The 25,325-nt window shown below is 59.3% G+C and carries 31 protein-coding genes and 1 pseudogene; 24 read left to right on the forward strand and 8 right to left on the reverse strand.

Annotated features, from left to right (window positions below):
- Window positions 1-244 precede the first annotated feature (244 nt).
- Complete coding sequence (locus tag PMA3_RS15905; RefSeq protein WP_064678061.1) at window positions 245-1,780, forward strand: EAL domain-containing protein; 1,536 nt, start codon at window positions 245-247, stop codon at window positions 1,778-1,780.
- Window positions 1,781-2,013: 233 nt separating this feature from the next.
- Window positions 2,014-2,379, forward strand: a complete 366-nt coding sequence (locus PMA3_RS15910; RefSeq protein ID WP_064678062.1) for a histone-like nucleoid-structuring protein, MvaT/MvaU family — start codon at window positions 2,014-2,016, stop codon at window positions 2,377-2,379.
- Between the two features lie 174 nt (window positions 2,380-2,553).
- On the opposite strand, the gene PMA3_RS15915 is transcribed toward PMA3_RS15910, so the two are convergent.
- On the reverse strand, window positions 2,554-3,078 hold the full coding sequence (locus PMA3_RS15915) for a DUF4946 domain-containing protein (RefSeq protein WP_064678063.1): 525 nt from the start codon (window positions 3,076-3,078) through the stop codon (window positions 2,554-2,556).
- 137 nt (window positions 3,079-3,215) lie between these two features.
- Between PMA3_RS15915 and gloA the strand changes: the two genes are divergently transcribed.
- Complete coding sequence (gene gloA, locus PMA3_RS15920) at window positions 3,216-3,737, forward strand: lactoylglutathione lyase (protein WP_064678064.1); 522 nt, start codon at window positions 3,216-3,218, stop codon at window positions 3,735-3,737.
- A 267-nt stretch (window positions 3,738-4,004) separates the two neighbouring features.
- Here gloA and ahpF read toward each other — a convergent pair whose 3' ends face one another.
- The 3 genes from ahpF to PMA3_RS15935 all read right to left on the reverse strand — a co-directional run bounded on the left by ahpF (window position 4,005) and on the right by PMA3_RS15935 (window position 7,382).
- Entirely contained in the window at window positions 4,005-5,567 is a 1,563-nt protein-coding gene (ahpF, locus tag PMA3_RS15925) for an alkyl hydroperoxide reductase subunit F (protein ID WP_064678065.1), read from the reverse strand.
- 127 nt (window positions 5,568-5,694) lie between these two features.
- Window positions 5,695-6,258, reverse strand: coding sequence for an alkyl hydroperoxide reductase subunit C (gene ahpC, locus PMA3_RS15930; RefSeq protein ID WP_007975937.1), 564 nt, complete (start codon window positions 6,256-6,258; stop codon window positions 5,695-5,697).
- A 185-nt stretch (window positions 6,259-6,443) separates the two neighbouring features.
- Complete coding sequence (locus PMA3_RS15935) at window positions 6,444-7,382, reverse strand: site-specific integrase (protein ID WP_064678066.1); 939 nt, start codon at window positions 7,380-7,382, stop codon at window positions 6,444-6,446.
- A 291-nt stretch (window positions 7,383-7,673) separates the two neighbouring features.
- On the opposite strand from PMA3_RS15935, the gene PMA3_RS15940 reads away from it, so the two are divergent.
- The gene (locus tag PMA3_RS15940) at window positions 7,674-8,690 is read left to right on the forward strand and encodes a DNA-binding protein (RefSeq protein WP_064678067.1); all 1,017 of its coding nucleotides are present in this window, start codon (window positions 7,674-7,676) and stop codon (window positions 8,688-8,690) included.
- Here the strand turns inward: PMA3_RS15940 and gorA are convergent.
- Together gorA and galU are read right to left on the reverse strand one after the other, a co-directional pair.
- Window positions 8,687-10,045, reverse strand: coding sequence for a glutathione-disulfide reductase (gene gorA, locus PMA3_RS15945; RefSeq protein WP_064678068.1), 1,359 nt, complete (start codon window positions 10,043-10,045; stop codon window positions 8,687-8,689). The two genes, PMA3_RS15940 and gorA, sit on opposite strands and share 4 nt — an antisense overlap.
- 127 nt (window positions 10,046-10,172) lie before the next feature.
- Entirely contained in the window at window positions 10,173-11,012 is an 840-nt protein-coding gene (gene galU / locus PMA3_RS15950; protein WP_064678069.1) for a UTP--glucose-1-phosphate uridylyltransferase GalU, read from the reverse strand.
- A 292-nt stretch (window positions 11,013-11,304) separates the two neighbouring features.
- Between galU and PMA3_RS15955 the strand changes: the two genes are divergently transcribed.
- The gene (locus PMA3_RS15955) at window positions 11,305-11,493 is read left to right on the forward strand and encodes a hypothetical protein (RefSeq protein ID WP_064678070.1); all 189 of its coding nucleotides are present in this window, start codon (window positions 11,305-11,307) and stop codon (window positions 11,491-11,493) included.
- Between the two features lie 138 nt (window positions 11,494-11,631).
- Entirely contained in the window at window positions 11,632-11,913 is a 282-nt protein-coding gene (locus PMA3_RS15960; RefSeq protein ID WP_064680721.1) for a hypothetical protein, read from the forward strand.
- A gap of 11 nt (window positions 11,914-11,924) precedes the next feature.
- Here PMA3_RS15960 and PMA3_RS15965 read toward each other — a convergent pair whose 3' ends face one another.
- Window positions 11,925-12,155, reverse strand: a complete 231-nt coding sequence (locus PMA3_RS15965; protein ID WP_064678071.1) for a hypothetical protein — start codon at window positions 12,153-12,155, stop codon at window positions 11,925-11,927.
- Window positions 12,156-12,327: 172 nt separating this feature from the next.
- Window positions 12,328-12,684, reverse strand: coding sequence for a hypothetical protein (locus tag PMA3_RS15970; protein WP_064678072.1), 357 nt, complete (start codon window positions 12,682-12,684; stop codon window positions 12,328-12,330).
- A gap of 211 nt (window positions 12,685-12,895) precedes the next feature.
- Between PMA3_RS15970 and PMA3_RS15975 the strand changes: the two genes are divergently transcribed.
- The 18 genes and pseudogenes from PMA3_RS15975 to PMA3_RS16050 all read left to right on the forward strand — a co-directional run bounded on the left by PMA3_RS15975 (window position 12,896) and on the right by PMA3_RS16050 (window position 25,320).
- Window positions 12,896-13,198, forward strand: a complete 303-nt coding sequence (locus PMA3_RS15975; RefSeq protein ID WP_008065357.1) for a DUF1883 domain-containing protein — start codon at window positions 12,896-12,898, stop codon at window positions 13,196-13,198.
- Between the two features lie 35 nt (window positions 13,199-13,233).
- On the forward strand, window positions 13,234-13,404 hold the full coding sequence (locus PMA3_RS32775) for a hypothetical protein (protein ID WP_162493640.1): 171 nt from the start codon (window positions 13,234-13,236) through the stop codon (window positions 13,402-13,404).
- Window positions 13,405-13,463: 59 nt separating this feature from the next.
- Window positions 13,464-13,580 (forward strand): annotated as a pseudogene (locus PMA3_RS33150) (2OG-Fe(II) oxygenase); the annotation flags it as partial.
- Complete coding sequence (gene alkB / locus PMA3_RS15980) at window positions 13,570-14,250, forward strand: DNA oxidative demethylase AlkB (RefSeq protein WP_064678073.1); 681 nt, start codon at window positions 13,570-13,572, stop codon at window positions 14,248-14,250. The pseudogene PMA3_RS33150 and the gene alkB, both read left to right, overlap by 11 nt.
- 87 nt (window positions 14,251-14,337) lie before the next feature.
- Entirely contained in the window at window positions 14,338-15,402 is a 1,065-nt protein-coding gene (gene ada / locus PMA3_RS15985; RefSeq protein ID WP_064678074.1) for a bifunctional DNA-binding transcriptional regulator/O6-methylguanine-DNA methyltransferase Ada, read from the forward strand.
- A gap of 186 nt (window positions 15,403-15,588) precedes the next feature.
- Complete coding sequence (locus PMA3_RS15990) at window positions 15,589-16,653, forward strand: NAD(P)H-dependent flavin oxidoreductase (RefSeq protein ID WP_064678075.1); 1,065 nt, start codon at window positions 15,589-15,591, stop codon at window positions 16,651-16,653.
- A 74-nt stretch (window positions 16,654-16,727) separates the two neighbouring features.
- On the forward strand, window positions 16,728-17,171 hold the full coding sequence (locus PMA3_RS15995) for a hypothetical protein (protein WP_064678076.1): 444 nt from the start codon (window positions 16,728-16,730) through the stop codon (window positions 17,169-17,171).
- Between the two features lie 42 nt (window positions 17,172-17,213).
- The gene (gene modA / locus PMA3_RS16000; RefSeq protein WP_064678077.1) at window positions 17,214-17,981 is read left to right on the forward strand and encodes a molybdate ABC transporter substrate-binding protein; all 768 of its coding nucleotides are present in this window, start codon (window positions 17,214-17,216) and stop codon (window positions 17,979-17,981) included.
- Window positions 17,982-18,662: a molybdate ABC transporter permease subunit gene (modB, locus tag PMA3_RS16005; protein WP_064678078.1), complete on the forward strand. Its 681-nt coding sequence runs from the start codon at window positions 17,982-17,984 to the stop codon at window positions 18,660-18,662.
- 3 nt (window positions 18,663-18,665) lie between these two features.
- Window positions 18,666-19,745: a molybdenum ABC transporter ATP-binding protein gene (gene modC, locus PMA3_RS16010; protein WP_064678079.1), complete on the forward strand. Its 1,080-nt coding sequence runs from the start codon at window positions 18,666-18,668 to the stop codon at window positions 19,743-19,745.
- An 86-nt stretch (window positions 19,746-19,831) separates the two neighbouring features.
- Window positions 19,832-20,869: a DNA topoisomerase IB gene (locus tag PMA3_RS16015; protein WP_064678080.1), complete on the forward strand. Its 1,038-nt coding sequence runs from the start codon at window positions 19,832-19,834 to the stop codon at window positions 20,867-20,869.
- Window positions 20,870-20,940: 71 nt separating this feature from the next.
- The gene (locus tag PMA3_RS16020) at window positions 20,941-21,162 is read left to right on the forward strand and encodes a hypothetical protein (RefSeq protein ID WP_064678081.1); all 222 of its coding nucleotides are present in this window, start codon (window positions 20,941-20,943) and stop codon (window positions 21,160-21,162) included.
- Between the two features lie 116 nt (window positions 21,163-21,278).
- Window positions 21,279-21,509 carry a hypothetical protein gene (locus PMA3_RS16025; RefSeq protein ID WP_007946177.1) on the forward strand — a complete coding sequence of 77 codons (231 nt, stop codon included), beginning with the start codon at window positions 21,279-21,281 and terminating at the stop codon, window positions 21,507-21,509.
- A gap of 310 nt (window positions 21,510-21,819) precedes the next feature.
- Window positions 21,820-22,104, forward strand: coding sequence for a hypothetical protein (locus tag PMA3_RS16030; protein ID WP_064678082.1), 285 nt, complete (start codon window positions 21,820-21,822; stop codon window positions 22,102-22,104).
- Window positions 22,105-22,257: 153 nt separating this feature from the next.
- Window positions 22,258-22,683 carry a hypothetical protein gene (locus PMA3_RS16035; RefSeq protein WP_064678083.1) on the forward strand — a complete coding sequence of 142 codons (426 nt, stop codon included), beginning with the start codon at window positions 22,258-22,260 and terminating at the stop codon, window positions 22,681-22,683.
- 297 nt (window positions 22,684-22,980) lie between these two features.
- Window positions 22,981-23,190 (forward strand): hypothetical protein, encoded by a 210-nt coding sequence (locus tag PMA3_RS16040; protein WP_064678084.1) that lies wholly within the window; start codon window positions 22,981-22,983, stop codon window positions 23,188-23,190.
- 36 nt (window positions 23,191-23,226) lie between these two features.
- Window positions 23,227-23,670, forward strand: a complete 444-nt coding sequence (locus tag PMA3_RS16045) for a hypothetical protein (protein WP_237140642.1) — start codon at window positions 23,227-23,229, stop codon at window positions 23,668-23,670.
- 657 nt (window positions 23,671-24,327) lie between these two features.
- Entirely contained in the window at window positions 24,328-25,320 is a 993-nt protein-coding gene (locus tag PMA3_RS16050) for an LLM class oxidoreductase (RefSeq protein WP_064678085.1), read from the forward strand.
- Window positions 25,321-25,325: the final 5 nt, after the last annotated feature.

Genomic DNA, 25,325 nt, shown 5'->3' on the forward strand with positions numbered 1-25,325 from the left:
ATCAATTTGTCCGCCTTCTGTATCAAATCCCCTTTTTCCCTGCGCGCGCAAGGGGTTTGTTACACAGGAAAATCCCCGCCAGGGGCATTGGCTTGTTTCCAATCAGCCACGAGCCTGTAGTACCGTTGATCGGCAAAAGCCCCCAAGTCGATCTATCATGCCCGTTACTCGAACTCTTTTTGGGAGGCCTGTTGTCGTCCTGCCTGCATTTGAGAGCCCTCTTTCCCCGTAACAGGTTCCACGAATGCCATTGAACGTCAAAAACCGCCGCAAACGCGGGATCAGGATTGCCGTGACCGTCTTGAGCGGTTTACTCCCGGTACTGCTGGGGTTCGCCATTCTCTGTATGCAGGCAGAACGCACGCTGCAACAAAGTACCCGGCTGACGGCGGAGGAAGCCGTGCACCAGTTCGAATTGATGTTCGACAACACCGCCGAGGCCGCGCGCGAGTTGCTGCCGCTGGCGGGCCAACGCTGCAACGATGTCAAGCTGGCCTTGCGCGAACAGGTCACCCGCCGTCCCTTCGTGCGCTCGACCAATCTGGTGTGGGATGACAGCATTTACTGCAGTTCCCTGTTCGGTGACTATCAGGAAAAGATCAATGCCGGCGACTACAACCAAGGCCAGTTGTTGTTGATGAAGGGCAATCCGGTCACGCCCGATAGCGCGCTGCTGGTGTATCGACTCAGTGATGGGCTACGAGGCGCCTTGAGCGCTCTGGACGGTTATCACCTGAGCAATGTATTGCGTCTGATCGACCGAAAGACCTTGCTGGTATTGCAAGTGGGCCCGAATTGGCTGTCCGCCGATGGCAGGTTCCATGACGGTGCCCTGCCCCTCTTTGCGGTAGCGCAAAACGAACTGGCCTCCTCGCGCTACGCTTTTACCGTGGCAGCCGGTTTCCCGGAGGGCGAAACCTGGCGTTATATGAAAAGCGAATACCCGCCACTGTTCAGCTTGCTGATGTTTTTCGGCGTGGTATCCGGCTCGATCGGGCATGTCCTGCAAAAGCGCGCCATGTCACCCAGGCATGAAATGCAGCGCGCGATGGAAGCCGCTGAGTTCATTCCCTACTTCCAGCCGGTGGTCCATGGCGACAGCAAGCAGTGGTCCGGTTGCGAGGTGCTGATGCGCTGGAATCATCCGAAGGAAGGTTTGGTGCGCCCGGATCTGTTCATCCCGTTTGCCGAATATTCCGGGCTGATCGTGCCGATGACCCGCTCATTGATGCAACAGACCGCCACGTTGCTGGCGCCCCTGTCTGCGTCGTTCAAAGAGCCGTTTCACATTGGCATCAACATCACCGCCAGCCATTGCAAGGACCTGGATCTGGTGGAGGATTGTCGCGAGTTCATCCAGGCTTTCGCACCGGGCTCGATCAGCCTGGTGCTGGAGTTGACCGAGCGCGAACTCATCGAGCCCACGGCCATGACCCATCAATTGTTCGAACAGCTGCACGGGCTCGGCGTAATGATCGCGATCGACGACTTTGGCACCGGCCACTCGAGCCTGGGTTATCTGCGTGAATTCAATGTGGACTTCCTGAAGATCGACCAGAGCTTCGTCGCCATGATCGGGGGCGACGCCCTTTCCCGGCACATTCTCGACACCATCATCGAGCTTTCGGCCAAGCTTGATCTGGCCATCGTCGCCGAAGGCGTGGAAACCCCGGAGCAAAGTGATTACCTGACCGCCCACGGCGTTAACTTCCTGCAGGGTTATCTGTTTGGCCGGCCAATGCCCGCCGAAGAGTTCATTAATGCATTAAGTCACCATTAACTAATCGCTAAAAGTGACAAGACAGAGCGGCGCGCACCCGTTTGTATCAAAATACTAGTGTAGTTACATAAAGAAAAAGACAGGATTTACTCTTGGCTCATTAACTACTACAATTTTTCATGCCTGCGCAAAGATTGGCAGGCGAGCCATTATCACCGAGTCGCTACAAGGCGCCTGGCTTATAGCCTTGTTTGCGGTTGGTATCAGCCAAATACACTATTGGAGTAAAGATATTGTCCAGACTCGCTGAATTTCGTGCAGCTGAAAAGGCCCTTCAGGAACAGCTCAAGCAGCTGGAAGCCCTGAAGAACGATGCCGGGCTCAAGAAAGAAATCGAATTCGAAGAAAAGCTCCAGGGGCTGATGAAAAACTATGGCAAAAGCCTGCGCGACGTCATCGCCATTCTTGATCCGAACCCGGGCAAATCCGGTCTGCAACAGGCCGCAGCGCCTAAAACCCGCCGCGCTCGCGTGGTCAAGGTTTACCAGAATCCGCACACCGGTGAACTGATTGAAACCAAAGGCGGCAACCACCGCGGCCTGAAAGCCTGGAAGGAACAATACGGCGTTGACACCGTGGATTCCTGGCTGCGTGGTTAAGCACTCACGGTAATAAAAAGCCCTGTCAATGCAGGGCTTTTTTCTTGGGCAACGTCTAACTGCGACCAGGGGTACCGATCATCCGCTACTTGCCGGCTACTGCGTGCTTAGTCCCATCGGCTATCTACAAATGTCGGTAAGTACTAACACCCTGCAGTACATTGAAATCTTCAACTAAAGTTTCAAGCTGTTACGGGCAGCGTCTATTTCGGTCTGACTTGCCTTATAAGCTTCCGCCTGCCCCGCGCAAGAAAAAACATAGGCCTTATCGGCATCCACGGCCGCCACCAATGTTTGAGACAGCACATGACGACCGTTCTGGGTGATGGTGCAGGTAGTTTCCAGCGCTTCCAGGCGACTCAAGCGAGTGGGGTGAATCTTGTTGCAGACACTTTGATAGCCGCCTTGGAAGAAGTCTTTCTGCACCGACTTGCGCATCTCCAGCAACACGCCCTCCAGGTTCACCTGATGGCCACTTTGTACCTGGGTCATGGTCAACTCCATCACCATCACCGGCGTGCCGCCTTGATCGATTTTCACCGCGCGTTGGCGCGATACCTGGGCATTGGCGGGATCTTGCGGGACGGCTTCGACTTGCCAGCCGTGAGGCCAGGTCACGACTGGCGCATCGGCGTGAGCACTGGTCACCGCTGACAGCGCCCCCAGCAGAAGGAAGATCGATGGACAGAATCGAATCATTGCAATGAATACTCAGGGGTTGATCCGTAAAGTCTGAGCCTCGCCCGTCGGTCAGGCAATAGCCGGGTTTGGTGATGCCCGCGCCCTTGCGTATCATGGGCACCATTCGCTAGCCCCACTTATTGTCCGGAGGGCCCATGAGCCTGCACGAATTGAACACCTTCCCCGGCGTGACCGCCCAGCCTGATACCGCGACCCGGAAGTTCGTTTTCAACCACACCATGCTGCGGGTCAAGGACATTACCAAGTCCCTGGACTTCTACACCCGGATCCTCGGTTTCTCGCTGGTGGAAAAACGCGACTTCCCGGAAGCCGAATTCAGCCTGTACTTCCTGGCGCTGGTCGATAAGGACCAGATCCCGGCCGACGCCGCAGCGCGCACCGAATGGATGAAGTCGATCCCCGGCATTCTCGAACTGACCCACAACCACGGCACCGAAAACGACGCGGATTTCGCCTACCACAACGGCAACACCGACCCCCGCGGTTTCGGCCACATCTGCATCTCGGTGCCGGACATCGTCGCCGCCTGCGAGCGCTTCGAGGCACTGGGCTGCGATTTTCAGAAACGCCTGAACGACGGGCGCATGAAGAGCCTGGCGTTCATCAAGGATCCGGATGCCTATTGGGTCGAAATCATCCAGCCCGCCCCGCTGTAAGCCACGCCACAAATCCCCTCTGTAGGAGCAGCCGGTCGACGCTCGATTGCTCGCGAAAAACCTGAGGCCGCCGCGGGGCACCTGTCATCCAGCGTTATCGTTGACGACCATCGTCGGAACGCCGCCCGGAGCAAGCTCGCTCCCACAGTGTGCTGCGTCGATCACAAGTCTTCGGCTCGCCCCGTATCAATGTACAAAAGCGTGCAACGGCGCGCACAAAAAAACCCATGATCGCTCATGGGTTTTTTGTGTTTTCAGCGTCGGCGGTTACGCCGGGGCCGAAGTCCGGATCAAGTGATCGAACGCGCTCAGGGAAGCCTTCGCCCCCTCGCCCACCGCAATCACGATCTGCTTGTACGGCACAGTCGTCACGTCACCGGCCGCAAACACACCCGGCACCGACGTCTCACCCCGGGCATCGACGATGATCTCGCCGCGCGGCGACAACTCGACGGTGCCTTTAAGCCAATCGGTATTGGGCAACAGACCGATCTGCACGAAGATCCCCTCCAGTTCCACCGTCCGCAGCTCGTCCGACTGACGATCCTTGTAGCGCAGGCCATTGACCTTCTGGCCGTCGCCGGTCACTTCGGTGGTTTGCGCATGGGTGATCACGGTCACGTTCGGCAGGCTGTGCAACTTGCGCTGCAAGACCGCATCCGCGCGCAGTTGCACGTCGAATTCGAGCAATGTCACGTGGGACACGATGCCGGCCAGGTCGATGGCCGCTTCGACGCCGGAGTTACCGCCGCCGATCACCGCCACCCGCTTGCCTTTGAACAGCGGACCGTCACAGTGCGGGCAGTACGCCACGCCCTTGTTGCGGTATTGCAGCTCACCGGGGACGTTCATTTCACGCCAGCGCGCACCGGTCGCGAGGATCACGGTCCTGGCTTTCAATGTCGCGCCGCTGGCGAAGCGGACTTCGTTCAGTTCGCCGTTCTTGCCCGGCACCAGCTTGTCGGCGCGTTGCAGGTTCATGATGTCGACGTCGTACTGCTTGACGTGTTCTTCCAGGGCCACGGCCAGTTTCGGCCCTTCGGTTTCCTGCACCGAGATGAAGTTTTCGATGGCCATGGTGTCCAGCACCTGCCCACCAAAACGCTCGGCTGCGACACCAGTGCGAATGCCTTTACGGGCCGCGTAGATCGCTGCCGCAGCACCGGCCGGGCCACCGCCGACAACCAGTACGTCAAAGGCTTCTTTGGCACTGATTTTCTCGGCCTGGCGCTCGATGCCGCTGGTGTCGATCCTGGCGAGGATTTCTTCCAGGCCCATGCGACCCTGGCCGAAGTTCACGCCGTTGAGGTAGACACTGGGCACGGCCATGATCTGGCGCTCGTCGACTTCGGCCTGGAACAGCGCGCCGTCGATGGCGACGTGGCGGATGTTCGGGTTCAATACCGCCATCAGGTTCAGCGCCTGGACCACGTCCGGGCAGTTCTGGCAGGACAGCGAGAAGTAGGTCTCGAAGTTGAATTCGCCCTTGAGCGAACGGATCTGTTCGATCACCTCGACACTGGCCTTCGATGGGTGGCCGCCGACTTGCAGCAAGGCCAGCACCAGGGAGGTGAATTCGTGGCCCATGGGGATGCCGGCGAAACGCAGGCTGATATCGGCACCTGGGCGGTTGATCGAGAACGATGGTTTGCGTGCATCATCACCGTTGTCGAGCAAGGTAATCTGGCTGGAAAGACTGGCAACGTCCTTCAGCAGTTCGAGCATTTCCCTGGATTTCGCACCGTCGTCGAGGGAGGCAACGATCTCGATCGGTTGGGTGACCCGTTCCAGGTATGACTTCAACTGGGTTTTAAGATTGGCGTCCAACATACGGGCGATTTCCTTTTTGAATGTGTAAAAAAAAACGCCCCAGCGAATCTCGCCCGGGCGTTTTTATTGGGCGGTGCAGCGTACTCATTAGGTGCGGAGTTCCGCCCTGATCAAGCGTGTCACTGACTTAGATCTTGCCGACCAGGTCCAGGGACGGAGCCAGAGTGGCCTCGCCTTCTTTCCACTTGGCTGGGCAAACCTGGCCCGGGTGAGCAGCGACGTATTGAGCAGCCTTGATTTTGCGCAGCAGCTCGGAAGCGTCACGGCCTACGCCACCGTCGTTCAGCTCGACGATTTTGATCTGGCCTTCAGGGTTGATCACGAAGGTGCCACGGTCAGCCAGACCGGCTTCTTCGATCAGCACGTCGAAGTTGCGGGAGATGGCGTGGGTCGGGTCACCGATCATGGTGTACTGGATTTTGCCAATGGCTGGCGACGTGTTGTGCCAGGCAGCGTGGGCAAAGTGGGTATCGGTGGAAACGCTGTAGATCTCGACGCCCAGCTTCTGGAACGCGTCGTAGTTGTCAGCCAGGTCTTCCAGTTCGGTCGGGCAAACGAAGGTGAAGTCGGCTGGGTAGAAGAACACGACAGACCACTTGCCTTTCAGGTCAGCGTCCGACACTTTTACGAAGTCGCCATTTTTGAAGGCGTCAGCTTTGAACGGTTTAACTTGGCTGTTGATGATAGGCATCGATGACTCTCCGTCAGGGGTTGAATAAGTTGATGGAATGAATCCTACCTATCCAATCCCCCGATGGCTCATTGGCAAACCTCATGCTGCTGATTGGTTTTCGCTATTAGCTGACAGTATTAATAGAAGAAATCGCTCCAAGGGCTTTTCTCCATGGACTCCACAGCACGACGGTTAGAACGCTTCTAGGAGATGACGGGCTTTTCAACGATCCGTGGCATCACCGGAAACGGGTTGGCGTCGACGTAGCGCATGGCCGACTTCATATCCTTCCAGCCGACGTAACTCATCAGCGACTTAAGATCCCATCCGCTCTGATGCGCCCAAGTGGCGAAGCCGCGGCGCAGGGAATGGCTGGTGTAATGTTCAGCGGGAATCCCCGCGCGCTCCAGCGCCTGGCGCAATAACGGGATCACGCTGTTGGCGTGCAACCCCTCCTCGCTCAAGTGGCCCCAACGGTCGATCCCGCGAAACACCGGGCCACGGACCAGCGCCGCCGCACTGATCCAGTCGATGTACGCCTGCACCGGACACAACCGCTGCAAAGCCGGTGTCTGATAGGTCTTGCCAAGGTTGTCCCGGTCGCTCTTGCTGCGCGGCAGGTACAGCGTGATACCGGCTCCGGCGCTCGCTTGCACGTGCTCGATCTGCAGGCGACATAACTCATCGCTGCGAAAGCCACGCCAGAAGCCCAGTAGGATCAGCGCTGTGTCGCGCTTCGCCCGCAGCAGCACCGGTTGATTGTCTGCAGATTGTGCGGTTTGCGCCTCTTGCTCCAGCCAGGCCACTGCCTGTTCGAGGTGCTGCAACTGCAAGGGCTCTGCCTGTTTCTCCTGCGCCGGATGCAGCGCGCGAATGCCCTTGAATACCTTGCGCACCACCGGCGCCTTGGTGGGATCGGCAAAACCCTGACTGTTGTGCCATTGCGCCAAGGCCGACAAGCGCAGCTTCAGGGTGTTGATCGACAGCTCACCGGCATACGCCACCAGGTAGCGCGCGATGCTATCGGCCGTTGCCGGCAGAAATCCGCCCCAACTGCCTTCGAAGTGCTCGATGGCCGCCCGGTAGCTGCGACGGGTGTTGTCGCGGGTGGCGGCTTGAAGATAACGATCCAGCTCACTCATGAAAATCACCTGTAGGAGCGAGCCTGCTCCGGGCGGCGTTCCGACGATGGACGTCAACGATGACGTTTGCCGCCTGAATGCCTGCGGCGTCCTCGGGTTTTTCGCGAGCAAGCTCGCTCCTACAGGGTGCGGTGTACGGAAATAGAGGGTCGAACACTTCGAAAACGCTCTCACACGGGGTAATACCAGTATATCCCGTGTAACAAACATAGAGATATTTAACTTTTAGTATGGCGTGGTACAATGTGTATTTAGTGGTACATACCACATTACGAAATCGTAGGAGAGCACATGGCCCGTGGCGGCATCAACAAAGCAGTGGTCCAAACGGCCCGATTGGCAATCCTCGCCCGCGGCGAAAACCCGAGCATCGACGCGGTACGGATCGAAATGGGCAACACCGGGTCGAAAACCACCATTCACCGCTACCTGAAAGAACTGGATGACGGCACCGAACCGGCCGAGTCTTCTTCCGAGCCCCTCGACGACGAGCTCGCAGCACTGGTCTCGCACCTGGCGCAGCGCCTGAGGGAGCAGGCCCAGGAGCCAATCGACCAGGCACGCGCGCAGTTCGAGAAACAGCGAACAGAGCTTGAAACTCAGCTGACCGAAGCCCGGCAAGCCAATACGCTGTTGCAGCAGCAATACGAAATTCAAAGCCTGGCTTACACCCAGGAATCCGACGCACTGGAAAGCACTCGGACCCTGTTGCAGGGCGAACAAACCCGCAACGCCGGACTGAACCAGGCATTGGCTGATTTCGAATTACGCCTGCAAGACAAGGACGAGCAGATCCGCTCCCTTGAAGAGAAACATCTGCATTCGCGCGATGCGCTGGAGCACTACCGCAACGCCGTCAAAGAGCAGCGCGAGCAGGAGCAAAGCCGCCATGAAGGCCAGGTGCAGCAGATTCAGATGGAATTGCGCCAGGCCCAGCAAAGCGCACTGGTACGTCAGGATGAAATCACCCAATTGCACCGCGACAATGAGCGCCTGCTGACCGAGAACCGGGGAACGCTGCGCGAGCTGAGCCTGCTGCAGGAGCAGCTCAAGCAAACCCACCATCGCCAGGACCAGTTGCTGGAACAGGTCAACCGCATCGACAGCGAGCGCACCCTCCTCCAGGAACGCTTGCGCACAGCCCTGCTGGAAAGTCAGTCACTCAAACAGAGTGTCGAGGAACACGCCCAGGCCAATAAATCACTGGAAGCTGAATTGACGCAGGCCCAGTCGCAGCTGGAGCAACTGCGCCTGGCGGCCGTCGTTGCGACAGCCCCCGACGCAGCAGAACAGCAAAAGGACGATTAACCGGCGACCGGCGACCGCATAGTGACGAACTCTTCGGCGGCCGTGGGGTGCACGCCGATGGTTTCGTCGAAGTCACGCTTGGTCGCGCCGGCCTTCAAGGCAATCGCCAGGCCCTGGACGATTTCACCGGCATCCGGACCGACCATGTGGCAACCCAGCACCTTGTCGGTCTTGCCGTCCACCACCAGCTTCATCAGCGTGCGCTCCTGGCATTCGGTCAGGGTCAGCTTCATCGGCCGGAAACGGCTTTCGAAGATCACCACCTCGTGCCCGGCCTCCCGGGCCTCCTCCTCGGTCAAACCGACGGTGCCGATGTTCGGCAGGCTGAACACCGCTGTCGGGATCATCTTGTAATCCACCGGGCGATACTGCTCAGGCTTGAACAGGCGTCGCGCCACCGCCATGCCTTCGGCCAGCGCGACCGGCGTCAGTTGAACCCGGCCAATGACATCCCCGAGCGCCAGGATCGATGGTTCGGCAGTCTGATACTGCTCATCGACCTCGACGAAGCCTTTCTTGTCGAGCTTGACCCCGGTGTTTTCCAACCCCAGATTGTCCAGCATCGGACGCCGGCCGGTGGCGTAGAACACGCAATCGGCTTCCAGCTCGCGACCGTCCTTCAGGGTGACTTTCAGACTGCCATCGGCCTGCTTGTCGATGCGCTCGATGTCGGCATTGAATTGCAGATCCATGCCCCGCTTGGTCAGCTCTTCCTGCAGGTGCTTACGCACCGCTCCGTCGAAGCCACGCAGGAACAGTTCACCGCGATAGAGCAAGGTGGTGTCGGCGCCCAGGCCGTGGAAGATCCCGGCGAACTCGACGGCGATGTAACCGCCACCCACCACCAGCACGCGCTTGGGCAGCTCCTTGAGAAAGAACGCCTGGTTGGAACTGATTGCGTGCTCGTGCCCCGGAATCTCTGGAATCAGCGGCCAGCCGCCGGTGGCAATCAGGATGTTCTTGGCGGTGAAGCGTTCGCCATTGAATTCGACCGTATGCGGGTCGACGATCCTGGCGTGCCCTTCATGCAAGGTCACGCCGCTGTTGACCAGCAGGTTGCGATATATGCCATTGAGGCGATTGATCTCGCGATCCTTATTGGCAATCAGTGTCGCCCAATCGAATTTCGCCTCGCCCGGGGTCCAGCCGAAACCGGAAGACTGCTCGAAGTCTTCGGCAAAATGCGCGCCATAGACCAGCAACTTCTTCGGCACGCAGCCGACGTTCACGCACGTACCACCCAGGTAACGGCTCTCGGCCACGGCCACTTTCGCACCAAAACCCGCCGCAAACCGCGCAGCCCGCACACCGCCGGAACCGGCGCCAATCACATAAAGGTCAAAATCGTAGGCCATTTCTTTCTCCTCGGCAGGCTACCAGCATACCTGCAGACATCCGTTGGGCAAGCGCTGCACAGGATATGGGGCCGGAAAAAGAAAAAGCCACCCGAAGGTGGCTTTTCATTACAAGCGGGTCAGGCTATCAGTAAGCCTTGCCAGTCTTGTAGAAGTTCTCGAAGCAGAAGTTGGTCGCGTCGATGTAGCCTTCGGCGCCGCCGCAGTCGAAACGCTTGCCCTTGAACTTGTAAGCCATGACGCAGCCGTTTTGGGCCTGCTTCATCAGGGCGTCGGTGATCTGGATTTCACCGCCCTTGCCTGGCTCGGTCTGTTCGATCAGGTCGAAGATGTCCGGGGTCAGGATGTAGCGACCGATGATCGCCAGGTTCGACGGTGCATCTTCAGGCTTTGGCTTCTCGACCATGCTGTGCACGCGGTAGATGTCGTCGCGGATCATTTCACCGGCGATCACGCCGTACTTGTGGGTTTCCTGCGGATCGACTTCCTGGATGGCGACGATCGAGCAGCGGAACTGCTTGTACAGCTTGACCATCTGGGTCAGTACGCCGTCACCGTCGAGGTTGACGCACAAGTCATCCGCCAGGACCACGGCGAAGGGTTCGTCGCCGATCAGTGGGCGGCCGGTCAGGATCGCGTGGCCCAGGCCTTTCATTTCGGTCTGGCGCGTGTAGGAGAACGAGCAGTTGTCGAGCAGCTTGCGGATGCCGACCAGGTACTTTTCCTTGTCGGTGCCCTTGATCTGGTTTTCCAGCTCGTAGCTGATGTCGAAGTGGTCTTCCAGGGCGCGTTTACCACGACCGGTGACGATGGAGATTTCGGTCAAACCGGCGTCCAGTGCTTCTTCGACGCCGTACTGGATCAGTGGCTTGTTTACCACCGGCAGCATTTCTTTGGGCATGGCTTTGGTCGCTGGGAGGAAGCGAGTGCCGTAACCGGCTGCTGGGAACAAGCATTTCTTGATCATATAAGTCCTTGAAAGGGCTGTGTGTTCGAGTTTCGGCGCAGTCTAAGTCAGGCGGCGCGCACCTTACAATGCCCCGCACTGGCTAACCGATGCCATCATAGAGAAATATTCACGCGGATAGTTCCGCATAACCTTCTACGGATCTTCCGCCGCCATCTATAAATAGCAGAGACTGGCAGACTTGCACGGCCATCGACCGGACAGGCAACCGCACCACCATACGCCCATCAGCACCCGCTGAGTGCATTTTGCGCTATCATTGCGCGATTGAACCAGCCAACGAGACAGATAGATGTCGGAAGCAAAAAGTGTCAACGGGTTCCTGATCAATCAGGCGAAAGACGGCCAGTGGTGGGTAGGCAGTACCAGCGGCGAGAATATTGCCGGGCCTTTCCCGACCGAGACGTTGGCGATTGAAGTAGCATCCGTATTGGAACTCGAACACCCAGCCCCGAAGCGTCGCGGAGAGAACAAGTCCTGAGAAGCACCCTACTCGACCCAAGCCTTGCTCGCGCAGGGCTTTTTTGTGATTGCCTGCAACAAAGTGGCCATTCGCTATAACCTTTTGATGCCAGCGCTGTTACAGGCTCAGCCCCTTCATCCTGACGACGACAACGACATGAATAAATTTTTGCCACTGATCGCGGCACTGGCCCTGAGCGGCTGCGCCACCTCGGAAACGACTTACCTGCACAACGGCGAACAGGGCCTGACGATCGATTGCTCCGGAGAAGCCAATTCCTGGGCTACCTGCTACGAAAAGGCTGATGCTTCCTGCGCGGGCACCGGCTACAACATCGTCGGGACGGACGGCACACCTGCGCCCAAGGAAAGCGAGAAGACCCTGGGCGTGGATGTCGGCAATTACAAGAACCGCAGCGTCGTCGTGGTCTGCAAGTAGGGCACCCTGCCCTACATGTGAATTTCGGCGAACTTGATCCCCAGGCCGCGCACCGTCTCGATCAGGTCATCGAGACTATTGAAGGATTCGACTTCGTCATTGTCATCCACCAGGAAAAAACTGCGCCCGGCGCTTTTCTTGAAAAACACGATCCATTCCTCCGGACTCGCCGGGTTCTGGATCACGTGGGTGGCAGAGATCTCACCCTCTGCATGGCACTTGCGTACCTGCTCTCGCTTCATGCTCTACTCCAGAAATGACAATGTGGCCCTGCCCATGTAGGAGCGAGCTCGCTCCGGGCGGCGTTCCGACGATGGTCGTTAACGATAACGCGCGCTCACTGTTTAAACGCGGCGCTCTTGAACCCATCGCGAGCAAGCTCGCTCCTACATAAACCTGGCGTTCTTGAGTCCATCATCCCGAGATACACGCAGTGGCGGCATCGCGTACATCCTGGGGGCGCAACGGTACATTGGAGATGCGCTCATGCAGCTTGATGCTGCTGCCGCTGGAACGTTCTTCGATAACGAATACCGCCGCCGGTCCCGAGGAGAGCTTCTGCGGCACGATCACCCGCACGCCATCCTTCTGCGGTTCGACTTGCAGGGCTCCGCGGCTGTCGGCGAGCTTCTCGGTCAGGCATTGCGCGTATTCATGGGGTTTCTTGCCCGAAATCACACTCATGGTGGGCAGCGTCTGATTGATATCCGAGACACTCGCACAACCACTCATCGCCACTACCAAAGGCAGGATCCATATACCCCATTTCATGCTAAATCTCCGATAAAGAGCCTCCGACCGCATAAATACGGTTTTTCTCCGAGGCTCGTTGCGTTTATCGCGCAAGGAATCGCGAATAACTGTTTTTAATTGTCAAAGGGCACCTCGACGACCGGATAATAACCTGTTCGGGCTGATAAACTGCGCTAATCGCCCATGCTATCGTTTTGATTTTGTAGAAAAAGCCCTTCTGGAGGCGCCCATGAAATTTATCCACCAGCGCGAGCACCTCAACGAAGACGACATCGTCGTCATTCAATGCTCGCAAACCTGCAACATCCGCTTGATGAATGACGCCAATTTCCGCAGCTTCAAGAATGGCGGTCGTCACACTTACCACGGCGGTGCGTTCGACACCTTCCCCGCGCGTATTACTGCACCGAGCACCGGCTTCTGGAACATCACCATCGACACGGTCAACCGCCGGCCGATCAGCGTGACCCGCAAACCGACCCTGACCCACTCGATCAAGATCATCCGCCGCTCCAGCTCGAAACTGAGCTGAGTCGCGCACTCACATCAACACAAGCAGGTATGACCGTGGCTCAAACGACCAAATACGTCATCAAATACAAACTCAACGGCGAACGCCGCTTCGAATTCGCCCAGCTCGAAAACGGCACTGAAGCAGAAGCCAAAGCCGCGCTGGACGTCATTCATGGGCAGACTGAAGACGTCATCAGCGACATCAGCGTCAGCAAGGCGCTGTAACGGCATCCGGAGCGTGCACCTGGAGTTCGACCGCAAACGCCGGAGTGTTCGCGCCGGCAGCGCTCCCTAAGCTGGCGGTCAAAGGCGTTCATGGTTATTACCGCGTGCCCCTGCGTGAGTCGCCTGCACAGCGGAAACGGCATACTCTTGGAATCATCTTTCACGATGCCTTATAAGCCCATGCCCCCTTCCACCTTCGACCTGTTTGCCGACGCTGAACCCGAGCAGGAACGCCGGCGCGAGCAAATTGGCGAACAGTCTTTCGTCCTGAGGGGCTTCGCCCTGCCCTGGCTGGACCGGTTGCTGCCCGCACTGGAAAGCGTGCTGGCGGCTGCGCCGTTGCGGCAGATGGTTACGCCAGGCGGCTTCACCATGTCGGCGGCCATGAGCAGTTGCGGCACATGGGGCTGGACCACCGACCGCAGTGGCTACCGCTATACCCGCCATGACCCGCAAACCGGTCGACCATGGCCCGCGATGCCCGTGGTGTTTTTCGAACTGGCCCAAGCGGCAGCGCGGGAAGCAGGGTTTGCCGGTTTCATGCCGGATGCCTGCCTGATCAACCGATATGTCCCAGGCGCCAGGATGTCGTTGCACCAGGACAAGGACGAAGCCTGCCTGGCCGCGCCGATTGTTTCGGTGTCACTGGGGCTGCCGGCGATGTTCCTGTTCGGCGGCTTCGAGCGCAGCGACAAAAGCCAGCGAGTGCCGTTGTTGCATGGCGACATCGTGGTCTGGGGCGGCGTCGATCGCCTGCGTTATCACGGGGTGCTGCCGATCAAGGACGGCCAGCATCCGCGCCTGGGTGAACAGCGCATCAACTTCACCTTTCGCACCGCCAAATGAAGCGCTCGAATTCGACCGCAAGACCCGGAGTGCGGTGGCCCATAGGGCTCGGTAATCTGGATCGAACGGACCAACGGATATGACGCCATGACCAGTCACTCGCCAATCATCGACACCGAACATGACCCGCGCTGGGCCGCTGTCCTCGCGCGTGATCCTCGCGCCGACGGGCAGTTTGTCTATGCCGTGAAAACCACCGGTATCTATTGTCGCCCCAGCAGCCTGGCGCGCTTGCCGAAACCGCAGAATGTCGAATTTTTCGACACCGCCGCGCAAGCCGAGGCGGCGGGTTATCGTCCGAGCAAACGGCTGGCCAGGGATCAGAGCGAAGTCGCCATGCAACATGCCCTGACCGTGGCGGCCGCTTGCCGCCAGATCGAAACCGCCGAACACCTGCCCGCACTGGGCGAACTGGCCCTGGCTGCGGGCCTGAGCAGCTTTCACTTCCACCGGGTGTTCAAGACCGTGACCGGGCTGACGCCCAAGGGCTATGCCACGGCCCATCGTTCCCGCAAGGTCCGTGAACGCTTGACCGACGGCGGTTCGGTGACCGACGCGCTGTATGACGCCGGCTTCAACTCCAACAGTCGTTTTTACGAAGCCGCGGATCAACTGCTGGGCATGACACCCGGCGATTACCGCGCAGCCGGTCAAAACAACGACATTCGGTTTGCCGTCGGCCAGTGTTCCCTGGGCGCGATCCTGGTGGCGCAAAGTGCACGCGGGGTGTGCGCGATCCTGCTCGGCGACGATCCGCACCAACTGGTCTGCGACCTGCAGGACAAGTTCCGGCGGGCCAACCTGATCGGTGCCGATCACGAGTTCGAGCAGCTGATTGCCAAGGTCGTCGGCTTCATCGAAGCCCCGGCCATCGGCCTGGACTTGCCGCTGGATGTTCGCGGAACGGCGTTTCAGGAACGGGTCTGGCATGCGCTGCGGGACATTCCGCCCGGCAGTACCGCCAGCTACGCCGATATCGCCCAGCGCATCGGTTCGCCGAAAGCCGTGCGCGCCGTGGCCCAGGCCTGTGGCGCGAACAGCCTGGCAGTGGCGATCCCCTGCCACCGCGTGGTGCGCAGCGATGGCAATTTGTCGGGGTATCGCTGGGGGGTGGCGCGCAAGCGGCAGTTGCTGGAGCGTGAGGGCCGGTAGATCAACAGAGCGCAACCTTCCGGCAAGCAAACGCAGGTACCGCTTTTCGATGGCCTCTCTCTTGTAGCCAGCGGCACCGGGCACGCGCCCCCCCCGATCAGAAAACCCGACTGGTCTTGCCCCGGTCATTGCTGATACAAAACGGTTCGACCGCCCCGCCCTGTATCCACCTCGGAGAACCCTGCAATGAGCCAATGGCCAGATACCCGCATTCTTGATCTGCTCGGGATCGAACTGCCGATCATCCAGGCGCCCATGGCCGGCGCCACGACCTCCGCCATGGTGATCGCGGCGAGCAACGCCGGCGGCCTGGGCTCGATGCCCGCCGCCATGCTGAGTGTCGAGCAGTTGCGCGAAGAGCTGAAGACGATTCGCCAGCACAGCCAGCGACCGATCAACGTCAACTTCTTCTGCCATCAGCCCCCGGCGGCCGATGAGCAACGTGCCCGGGACTGGAAAAATCTGCTGGCGCCTTACTACCGCGAGCTGGGCGTCGACTTCGACGCGCCGACACCGGTGTCCAACCGCGCGCCATTCGATCATGCGGCCTGCGAAGTGATCGAAGCGCTGCGACCCGAAGTCGTGAGTTTTCACTTCGGCCTGCCGGAAAAATCCCTGCTGGATCGGGTGAAAGCCACCGGGGCCAAAGTGCTGTCTTCGGCCACCACCGTCGAAGAAGCACTGTGGCTTGAGCAGCAAGGTTGCGATGCGATCATCGCCATGGGGTATGAAGCCGGCGGTCATCGCGGGATGTTCCTCAGCGACGACCTGAGCAGTCAGATCGGCCTCTTCGCCCTGGTGCCGCAGATTGTCGACGCAGTGAAAGTGCCGGTCATCGCCGCGGGCGGCATTACCGATGCGCGAGGCGTCGCGGCCGCGTTTGTGCTGGGAGCGTCGGCGGTGCAAGTGGGCACCGCGTATCTGTTCACGCCAGAGGCCAAGGTCAGCGCCTCTCACCACAAGGCCCTGCGCACGGCCAAGGCGAGCGAGACCGCCGTGACCAACATCTTCACCGGTCGCCCGGCACGGGGCATTCTGAACCGGGTGATGCGCGAACTTGGACCGATGAGCGATAAAGCGCCGGCGTTCCCGCTGGCGGGTGGAGCGCTGATGCCCCTGCGGACCAAGGGCGAATCGGATTTCAGCAACCTGTGGGCCGGGCAGGCGTTTACCTTGGGGGTTGAACTGACCACGGCGCAGTTGACCCGCAAGCTCGCGGATGAAGGATTAGCGAAATTGATTAACCGCTAAAAACCTGCCATCGATTTTCCGACACGAACAAGCCAAATCCTGTAGGAGCCCGGCTTGCCGGCGAAGGCGTCCTCATGAGCGCTGCAAGACTTGAGACCGCCTTCGATGCGGTGCCGGCAAATCCTGTAGGAGCCCGGCTTGCCGGCGAAGGCATCCTCATGAGCGCTGCAAGGCTTGAGACCGCCTTCAATGCGGTGCCGCCAAATCCTGTAGGAGCCCGGCTTGCCGGCGAAGGCATCCTCATGAGCGCCGCAAGGCTTGAGACCACCTTCGCTGCAGTGCCGCCAAATCCTGTAGGAGCCCGGCTTGCCGGCGAAGGCATCCTCATGAACGCTGCAAGGCTTGAGACCGCCTTCGATGCGGTGCCGCCAAATCCTGTAGGAGCCCGGCTTGCCGGCGAAGGCGTCCTCATGAGCGCTGCAAGACTTGAGACCGCCTTCGATGCGGTGCAGCGATCCAACAAGCCACCTCTCCAACGTTCCGTTTGCAGGCAATTCGCTATATATTATTCTATATAGCGATTACCCCCTCGCCGCCCTGGCCAACCACGGAGCCGTTTCATGACCCTGCGTGCCTCACGTTTTGCCCCCACCTGCCTCGCAAGCCTGATCGCCGCTTTCGCCTTCGGCTCCGCCCAGGCAGACGAAGTCCAGGTCGCCGTGGCAGCGAACTTCACGGCGCCGATCCAGGCCATCGCGACTGCATTCGAGAAAGACACCGGGCACAAACTGGTCACCTCCTTCGGTGCAACCGGTCAGTTCTACACCCAGATTAAAAACGGTGCGCCGTTCGAAGTGTTCCTTTCGGCGGACGACACCACCCCGAAAAAACTCGAAACCGAAGGCGACACCCTCAAGGGTTCGCGCTTCACCTATGCCATCGGCACCCTGGCGCTGTGGTCAGCCAAAGAAGGCTACGTCGACGCCAAAGGCAACGTGCTCAGCGACACCCATTATCAGCATCTGTCCATCGCCAACCCGAAAACCGCGCCTTATGGCCTGGCCGCCACCCAAGTGCTGGCCAAGCTGGGCCTGACCGACAAGGTCAAAGCCAAGATCGTCGAAGGCCAGAACATCTCCCAGGCCTATCAGTTCGTCTCCACCGGCAATGCCGAATTGGGCTTCGTGGCCTTGTCGCAGATCTACAAAGACGGCAAAGTCACCGGTGGTTCGGCCTGGATCGTTCCGGCCGAGATGCACGACCCGATCAAACAAGACGCGGTAATCCTCAACAAAGGCAAGGACAACCCGGCCGCCAAGGCGCTGGTGGACTACCTCAAAGGGCCGAAAGCCGCCGCCGTCATCAAGTCCTACGGTTACCAACTCTAAATGACCCTATCGAGTGCCGACTTTTCCGCGATCTGGCTGACCCTGAAACTGGCGTCGCTGACCACGGTCATCCTGCTGATCATTGGCACGCCGATTGCGCTATGGCTGTCGCGCACCCGATCCTGGCTGCGCGGTCCGGTCGGGGCGATCGTCGCCCTGCCCCTGGTGCTGCCGCCCACGGTGATTGGTTTCTACTTGTTGCTGGCGCTGGGCCCTAACGGATACATCGGTCAACTCACCCAATCCCTGGGGCTGGGCACGCTCACGTTCAGCTTTGCAGGTTTGGTGATCGGCTCGGTGCTGTACTCGATGCCCTTCGTGGTCCAACCGCTGCAAAACGCATTTTCCGCCATCGGCACCCGCCCCCTGGAAGTGGCCGCGACCTTGCGCGCCAATCCCTGGGACACCTTTTTCAGTGTGATCCTGCCCCTGGCCCGGCCGGGTTTCATCACCGCGGCCATCCTCGGTTTCGCCCACACCGTCGGCGAGTTCGGCGTGGTACTGATGATCGGCGGCAACATTCCCGACAAGACCCGCGTGGTGTCGGTGCAGATCTACGACCACGTCGAGGCCATGGAATACGCCCAGGCCCATTGGCTGGCCGGGGCGATGCTGGTGTTCTCGTTTGCCGTGTTGCTGGCGCTCTACTCCAGCCGCAAAACCAAAGCGGGCTGGAGCTGATCGATGATTCATATGCGCCTGAAACTGAAGTATTCGGGGTTCGCCCTGGATGTCGACCTGCAACTGCCCGGTCGTGGCGTCACCGCGCTTTACGGTCACTCCGGCTCGGGCAAGACCACTTGCCTGCGTTGCATTGCCGGACTGGAACGGGCCGAACAGGGATTTATCCAGGTCAACGATGAAGTCTGGCAGGACAGCGACCGGCAGGTTTTCGTCCCGCCGCACAAACGCGCACTGGGTTATGTCTTTCAGGAAGCCAGCTTGTTCCCTCATCTGTCGGTGCTGGCCAACCTGGAATTCGGCCTCAAGCGCATCCCGAAACAGCAACGCCGGGTCGATATGACTCACGCCACCGAACTGCTCGGGATCGGCCATTTGCTGGATCGCCATCCGCAGCACCTGTCGGGCGGCGAACGGCAACGGGTGGGCATCGCCCGCGCCCTGCTCACCAGTCCGAAACTGCTGCTGATGGACGAACCGCTGGCGGCGCTGGACAGCCAGCGCAAGGGCGAAATCCTGCCCTACCTGCAACGGCTGCACGATGAACTGGATATCCCGGTGCTGTACGTCAGCCACTCCCAGGACGAAGTCGCGCGGTTGGCCGACCATATCGTCCTGCTCAGCAACGGCCAGGCGCTGGCCAGCGGGCCGATCGGCGAAACCCTGGCCCGGCTCGATCTGCCCCTGGCACTGGGCGATGACGCGGGCGTGGTGATCGAGGGGCATGTCAGTGCCTATGACCCCGACTATCAACTGCTGACCCTGCAACTGCCCGGCACCGCCCTGAACATTCGCGTGGCGCACACGCCGATGGACGCTGGCCAGGCGCTACGCTGCAAGGTCCAGGCACGGGATGTCAGCCTGAGCCTGCACAGCGCCCCGCAAAGCAGCATCCTCAACCGCCTGCCAGTCACCGTGATCAGCGAGATGGGTGCCGACAATGTCGCTCACGTGCTGATCCGCCTGGACGCCGCCGGTACGCCGCTGCTGGCGCGAATCACCCGCTACTCCAGGGACCAGTTGAGCGTGCACCCCGGCCAGCAACTCTGGGCCCAGATCAAGGCGGTGGCCGTGCTGGCATAGCCTGGCTAAGAAACTGGCTGGCACCACTGCAACGGCCTGCGGTCAATCGCAATAACGGCTCCTGATTCGTTGCAAGGACTTGCGCCATGCCCGATACCGTATTGCCCGACGTGCTGCCGCCCGATTTGCATTACGTCGATGACACCCTGCCGGGCATCACCCGCAGGAAACTGCGCGGCAAGTTCTGCTACTTCGATTTCGCGGGCCAGCGCATCACCGACCCGGACGAAATCAAGCGCATCAACGCCCTCGCCGTGCCCCCGGCCTACACCGACGTGTGGATCTGCGCCGACCCGCGCGGCCACCTGCAAGCCACCGGACGCGATGCCCGGGGGCGCAAGCAATACCGTTATCACCCGCGCTGGCGGGAAGTGCGCGATGCCGATAAATACTCGCGCCTGCGGGACTTCGGACGCGCCTTGCCCAAGCTGCGCCGACAGCTGGAAACGCTGTTGGCGGCACCGGGTTTCAGCCGGGACAAGGTCATGGCCACGGTCATTACCTTGCTCGATGCGACCTTGATCCGCGTCGGCAATACGCAGTACGCGCGGGATAACCGCTCCTACGGCCTGACCACCCTGCGCAGGCGTCACGTCGAGGTCAATGGCAGTGCGATCCTGTTCCAGTTCCGCGGCAAAAGCGGCGTCGAACACCAGATCACCGTGAAAGACCGGCGCCTGGCGCGGATCATCAAGCGCTGCCAGGAAATTCCCGGGCAAAACCTGTTCCAGTATCTCGATGAGAACGGCGAGCGGCATAGCATCAACTCCTCCGACGTCAACACCTACCTGCAAACCCTGACCGGCGCCGATTTCACCGCCAAGGACTACCGCACCTGGGCGGGCAGTGTCCTGGCGCTGTCGGTCTTGCGTCAATTGCAATGGCAGCCGGAGTCGGACGCCAAGCGCCATGTGGTGGAAATGGTGAAGAACGTCGCCCGGCAACTGGGCAACACCCCGGCGGTCTGCCGCAAGTGCTACATCCACCCGGCGGTGCTCGACGGGTTTCTGCTGGGGGCCCTGGCCGAGTTGCCGCGCCCGAGAACGCGCAAGGGACTCAGGGCCGAGGAAGTCGGACTGGCGATTTTTCTGGAGAAAATGGCGTCGATCCAACCGACGAACTGACAGTTGTTTTTTTGCATGATCGCAAATGGCTTCTATGCTTGTTCTGGACACGTATCAGCTGCGGTGACGCCATGGAAGACATTTTCGTTGTGAAGCGCTGCAACAGGACCATCATCAATGGCCGCCGAGCCGGGGAAACCAGTCATCTACCCCCTGACGCCGCCGTCTGGTACCGCATTATCGACACCCGCACCCGCGGCTTCATGGGCGACGGCTTCGATCGGGAAGAAGAGGCCCGACGTGCCTGCTGGCAGTTGAACGCCAGGTCGCAGATGACCGCCCCACAAGGCTGAAGTCCGGGTCTATAATGAAAGTTGCTGAGGGAACAGCGACCCCAATCGGTAGAAAGCTCGCCCCCAGCGGGCTTTTTGCTACCACTGCCAAGGTTTCTTCAACGGAGGTGTTTGCCATGTCCGAAAAAGAGTCCATCACCACCCTGCTCACTTTGCTTGACTCGCGCCAGGCTCGCTTGGCCGCAGCGTGCAAGGAAATCGCCGACTGGGTCGATCATCAAGGCGGGCACCCGACTGCGCTCAGGATTCGTGACCGTCTGAATGACATCGAAAAGGACACGCCCCTGATTCGCAATACGCTGTCTTCGCTCAAGCCTGTCGACCCGCCACTGCCGCGGTTCAGATGATTCGATCTGGACAACGGACTCCAGGGCACGGCCTGATTCAGGACGCATGAACGGCAACGATCGGTTACCGGATGCGTCCTTGCCTGAACGCTTGGCGTTACACCCGACAACCCGACCTGGCGTCGGGATTTTTTTGCCTGATATTTCCTTTCACACCCCTTTCACAACTTACCCTCTACAGTGGCCTCACTCCTTTTGAAGCACCCCTTGGCCCGCCCGCATGCGAGCCTTTTTTTTGCCCGCAGCCCGGTCAACGAACGTCATCACTTGTGGGGGGTCAAATGATCACACGTCACCAAGGAGACGTCTGATGATCACCCACTTCAAAATCGGCGGGCATCTGGCCTGCGGTCACAAAGGCAGCAATCTCATTTCGACCCGCGAACTGAACCGCGTGAAATGCAGAAGCTGTCGTAATACCGATGCCTTCAAGGAAGCGCGCAAAACCCAGCGCAACGCTGCACGCCGCGCCTCGCGCAAAACCAGAGTCACCCCCACTGCCACCGACTGGCGCACGGCCTGGACCGAGCGGCTCACCGCCATGGCCGGACGGCAACGCTTGCCCCGGGGTTTTACCGGCCAGCCTTTCGTATAGCTGACCGGCCGGGCGGCCGCGTCGAATTCAATCGGCCGGCCGCCCACTACCAGATCAAATCACAAAATCGGATGGAACAAGGCTGTTCGTTATGTTTCGAAAGTTATAGGCCCCTGACCTTCCAGGCAGGGCACTACTGGAGAGGACATCCTGATGAACAGTAGATTTGTGCTTCTGCTTGCCTGCCTGAGCCCTACCCTGACGATGGCGCAGGGGTGCGACGTGCTGACCCGATCCCAGAGCCCTTCCGTACCTGTGATCGAGACCCACACCTGCTATGAATACAAGGGCATGCCGGTGGACGCCATCGACTGGTCCTGCAGCAACGAAAGCAGGGAGATGTTGACCAGCACCAAGAAAAAAGTCGAGACCTGCGGCGACCTTTACCAGGCCACCTGCATGGGCACCGTGACGCCCGAATCCCTGGCCAATCCCCAGTCCGTCAGCAAGGACAAAAACAGCAAGGCGCTGAACATCCCGAAAGATGCGCAGATCATTACCTATTACTACGGCGCTGAAAATCTGGGACAGTCGAAGGTCGACTGTGAAACCGGTGGTGGCAGCTGGAAACAGAAATAGTGACAGGTGCTGTGTCTGTTCAGGCAATCTGGATTTTCGCAGCCCCGTCCGGATTCAAGGTCTCCCGGAAATCTGACCTCTTGCCATTACGGTGGTCTGCCTGTCCGGGCACTGGAAATCTTAAGGTTAGATAAACTCAACCTGAGCAATATATTTTTTGATTATTAGCGCTATAGCGTCGCCATCCCCAACGATAGCCATATCGTGTCAATTTGTTGGCAACAATGCATTTCATCAACTAGGATTCCTAGCTCATCACGCGTCTTCTTAAACAGGCGTCCAATCAAGGAGAGATAGATGAAGTCCATTCGTGCTGCCGAGAAAACCTATCGTGCATGGTCCAGCCCGATCCTGCTCGAACTCAAGGCGCGAGAGCATCAACTGGATCCGGTTGACCGGCAGGCCCTGCAAAACGTGTTGGTGGAGAGAAGACTGCTGAATGTCGGTAATCCTTCAGGGGATGATCGGCGCAAACCTGATCCGACGCAGGGTGGAGGTCAACCCTAGATGGGCTAGAGGTCACGGACCAAAGAGGTTGCGCAAGTGAAAGGCAAATTACTGGGTGCCGCCGCCACCTTGGCGATCATTGGTGCCGTGACGTACGGGTTGAGAGCCTGGGAAGCCAACGAGAACCCGCAGCGGGATGAATCGTGCAAGATTGCCCAGCAGCGATTGAAAGCCTTGGAAATCCAGGCGAGGGCGCTGGCTGCGGGGCTTTCGGTCGATGGCTACGCCGAGGCCGAGAAGGCAGAGGTAGGCAAGCTGGTCCACGCCCTCGGTACGGCCAACAGCGAGCAAGAGGTCGAGGCGGTCATCGAGGCGCACGCTGCCACGGTTAAAGCTCAGGTTGACGCATCGGACGCCGAGGTGAAGTCCCGGGGGGAGCAGTTGTTTCTCGAGCAACGGCTGAAGGAGCAGCGAATACCTGCTGACGTCAAACAGGAACTCAAGCGCGCCGAGAAGGCTGTCGCTATTGCCTGTAATTGACCCTTGACACGTCATCTCGCCAACAACAGGCACCCACCGCTCGTCCTCTGCCCAGCACCATTTCGTCGCCGATTCTTCAAATGCTGTGTTAACCACATGCAAGGAAGACTCACCATGATGAAGCATACAATTGCAGTGCTCACGCTCGCGGACGGAGGCAGTGGTGGCAGCTAGTGGTCTGACCCGGGACGTGCACAAACAGCGTGTCCGACACAAATCCCTGTAGGAGCCAGGCTTGCCGGCGAAAGCGGCGTGTCGGTCAACATCCATGCCGAAAGTCAGTGCGCCTTCGCCGGCAAGCCGGCTCTTACAGGTGATCGGTGCATCAGCTTTCGCCCGTAAACCGTTGATCAATCGTCGTGACGACGAACATGGCGGTTCACTGCAAAACCGCCTACGCTTCTTGCATGAGTCCCCAGGCCGTTGCTGTGGTCCCAGTATCGGGCTGGAGCGATCTGATAGCCTTTGACCGCCCGTTCATTGGCAACTGCACGCGCGTATCGCCAACAAGGCCCCTCCATCCGGTCGACCCGACCAGCAGTTCGGTGCAACGGGTAAAGGCTACACGGATTACCCCGCCTATCGTCCCTAAGCGAACGATGCCGCGCCTCTGGAAATAGGCGCGCGGCTCACTATCTCCCATTCAGGAAGATAAGTATGTATCGACCAAGCACGGTGCCTTATCAGGAACATCGAGGGTTCAGCCAGACCTTCACTCCGGGTCATTTGAGCCTGGGCTTGTTCTTGCCTTTGGAGGCCTTCGATGGGGACACTCCGAGCATGCTCAATCAGGTCACATTGGCCAAGCGGGCAGAGGCGCTGGGCTTCACCGCGCTCTGGTTTCGCGACGTGCCTCTTCGGGACCCTGGTTTCGGCGATGTCGGCCAAGTCTTCGACCCCTGGGTTTACCTGGGCTATATGGCCGCTCATACGTCAGAGATAGCGCTTGGCACCGCATCCATTGCCATCTCTTTACACCATCCGCTGCACACGGCCAAGGCATCAGCCAGCGTCGATCAGTTGAGTGGAGGTCGCTTGATTCTGGGGGTAGCCTCCGGCGATCGCCCAGTGGAGTTTCCGGCCTTTTACGTCGATCCCGAACGGCGCGGAGAAATCTTTCGAGAGCACTACGAGGTGATTCGTCGAGCCCACAGCACCAGCTTCGAACCCATCCGCTGGAGCGGTGGTGAGCTGCGGGGCGCAGACCTCATTCCGAAACCCACAACCCAGGTCATTCCAATGCTCGTGACCGGCAATAGCCGCCAGTCACTGGATTGGATCGCGCGCGAAAGCAGCGGATGGATCAACTATCCACGCGTACCGAATATGCAGCGACTGATCGTGGAAGATTGGCGGCTGGAGGTCATGAAGCAATGTGGTTCCGTCTATAAGCCTTTCGCTCAGTCGCTTTACATCGACCTCGATGCGAACCCGTCCACTGCGCCCACCCGCATTCATTTGGGGTTCAGGCTCGGACGCGACCATCTCCGGGCTTTGCTGGAGTCGCTTCAGGAAATCGGAGTCGACCACGTCATCCTGAATCTCAAATACGGAAAGCGCGCTGCTGCAGAAGTCATTGAGGAGCTGGGCACTCACATCGTTCCGCAATTCGGAGTAAAGGCGCATCCTGGAGCGAAAAAAAATGGCTAGTGATA

Origin of the sequence: Pseudomonas silesiensis (assembly GCF_001661075.1) — a bacterium.
GTDB classification, from domain to species: Bacteria; Pseudomonadota; Gammaproteobacteria; order Pseudomonadales; family Pseudomonadaceae; genus Aquipseudomonas; species Aquipseudomonas silesiensis.

Coding starts and splice junctions, on each gene's coding strand:
- PMA3_RS15905 (WP_064678061.1), top strand. CDS start 245: ATGCCATTGAACGTCAAAAACCGCCGCAAACGCGGGATCAGGATTGCC.
- PMA3_RS15915 (WP_064678063.1), bottom strand. CDS start 3,078: ATGATTCGATTCTGTCCATCGATCTTCCTTCTGCTGGGGGCGCTGTCA.
- gloA (WP_064678064.1), top strand. CDS start 3,216: ATGAGCCTGCACGAATTGAACACCTTCCCCGGCGTGACCGCCCAGCCT.
- ahpF (WP_064678065.1), bottom strand. CDS start 5,567: ATGTTGGACGCCAATCTTAAAACCCAGTTGAAGTCATACCTGGAACGG.
- ahpC (WP_007975937.1), bottom strand. CDS start 6,258: ATGCCTATCATCAACAGCCAAGTTAAACCGTTCAAAGCTGACGCCTTC.
- PMA3_RS15935 (WP_064678066.1), bottom strand. CDS start 7,382: ATGAGTGAGCTGGATCGTTATCTTCAAGCCGCCACCCGCGACAACACC.
- PMA3_RS15940 (WP_064678067.1), top strand. CDS start 7,674: ATGGCCCGTGGCGGCATCAACAAAGCAGTGGTCCAAACGGCCCGATTG.
- gorA (WP_064678068.1), bottom strand. CDS start 10,045: ATGGCCTACGATTTTGACCTTTATGTGATTGGCGCCGGTTCCGGCGGT.
- galU (WP_064678069.1), bottom strand. CDS start 11,012: ATGATCAAGAAATGCTTGTTCCCAGCAGCCGGTTACGGCACTCGCTTC.
- PMA3_RS15955 (WP_064678070.1), top strand. CDS start 11,305: ATGTCGGAAGCAAAAAGTGTCAACGGGTTCCTGATCAATCAGGCGAAA.
- PMA3_RS15960 (WP_064680721.1), top strand. CDS start 11,632: ATGAATAAATTTTTGCCACTGATCGCGGCACTGGCCCTGAGCGGCTGC.
- PMA3_RS15965 (WP_064678071.1), bottom strand. CDS start 12,155: ATGAAGCGAGAGCAGGTACGCAAGTGCCATGCAGAGGGTGAGATCTCT.
- PMA3_RS15970 (WP_064678072.1), bottom strand. CDS start 12,684: ATGAAATGGGGTATATGGATCCTGCCTTTGGTAGTGGCGATGAGTGGT.
- PMA3_RS15975 (WP_008065357.1), top strand. CDS start 12,896: ATGAAATTTATCCACCAGCGCGAGCACCTCAACGAAGACGACATCGTC.
- alkB (WP_064678073.1), top strand. CDS start 13,570: ATGCCTTATAAGCCCATGCCCCCTTCCACCTTCGACCTGTTTGCCGAC.
- ada (WP_064678074.1), top strand. CDS start 14,338: ATGACCAGTCACTCGCCAATCATCGACACCGAACATGACCCGCGCTGG.
- PMA3_RS15990 (WP_064678075.1), top strand. CDS start 15,589: ATGAGCCAATGGCCAGATACCCGCATTCTTGATCTGCTCGGGATCGAA.
- PMA3_RS15995 (WP_064678076.1), top strand. CDS start 16,728: ATGAGCGCTGCAAGACTTGAGACCGCCTTCGATGCGGTGCCGGCAAAT.
- modA (WP_064678077.1), top strand. CDS start 17,214: ATGACCCTGCGTGCCTCACGTTTTGCCCCCACCTGCCTCGCAAGCCTG.
- modB (WP_064678078.1), top strand. CDS start 17,982: ATGACCCTATCGAGTGCCGACTTTTCCGCGATCTGGCTGACCCTGAAA.
- modC (WP_064678079.1), top strand. CDS start 18,666: ATGATTCATATGCGCCTGAAACTGAAGTATTCGGGGTTCGCCCTGGAT.
- PMA3_RS16015 (WP_064678080.1), top strand. CDS start 19,832: ATGCCCGATACCGTATTGCCCGACGTGCTGCCGCCCGATTTGCATTAC.
- PMA3_RS16020 (WP_064678081.1), top strand. CDS start 20,941: ATGGAAGACATTTTCGTTGTGAAGCGCTGCAACAGGACCATCATCAAT.
- PMA3_RS16025 (WP_007946177.1), top strand. CDS start 21,279: ATGTCCGAAAAAGAGTCCATCACCACCCTGCTCACTTTGCTTGACTCG.
- PMA3_RS16030 (WP_064678082.1), top strand. CDS start 21,820: ATGATCACCCACTTCAAAATCGGCGGGCATCTGGCCTGCGGTCACAAA.
- PMA3_RS16035 (WP_064678083.1), top strand. CDS start 22,258: ATGAACAGTAGATTTGTGCTTCTGCTTGCCTGCCTGAGCCCTACCCTG.
- PMA3_RS16040 (WP_064678084.1), top strand. CDS start 22,981: ATGAAGTCCATTCGTGCTGCCGAGAAAACCTATCGTGCATGGTCCAGC.
- PMA3_RS16050 (WP_064678085.1), top strand. CDS start 24,328: ATGTATCGACCAAGCACGGTGCCTTATCAGGAACATCGAGGGTTCAGC.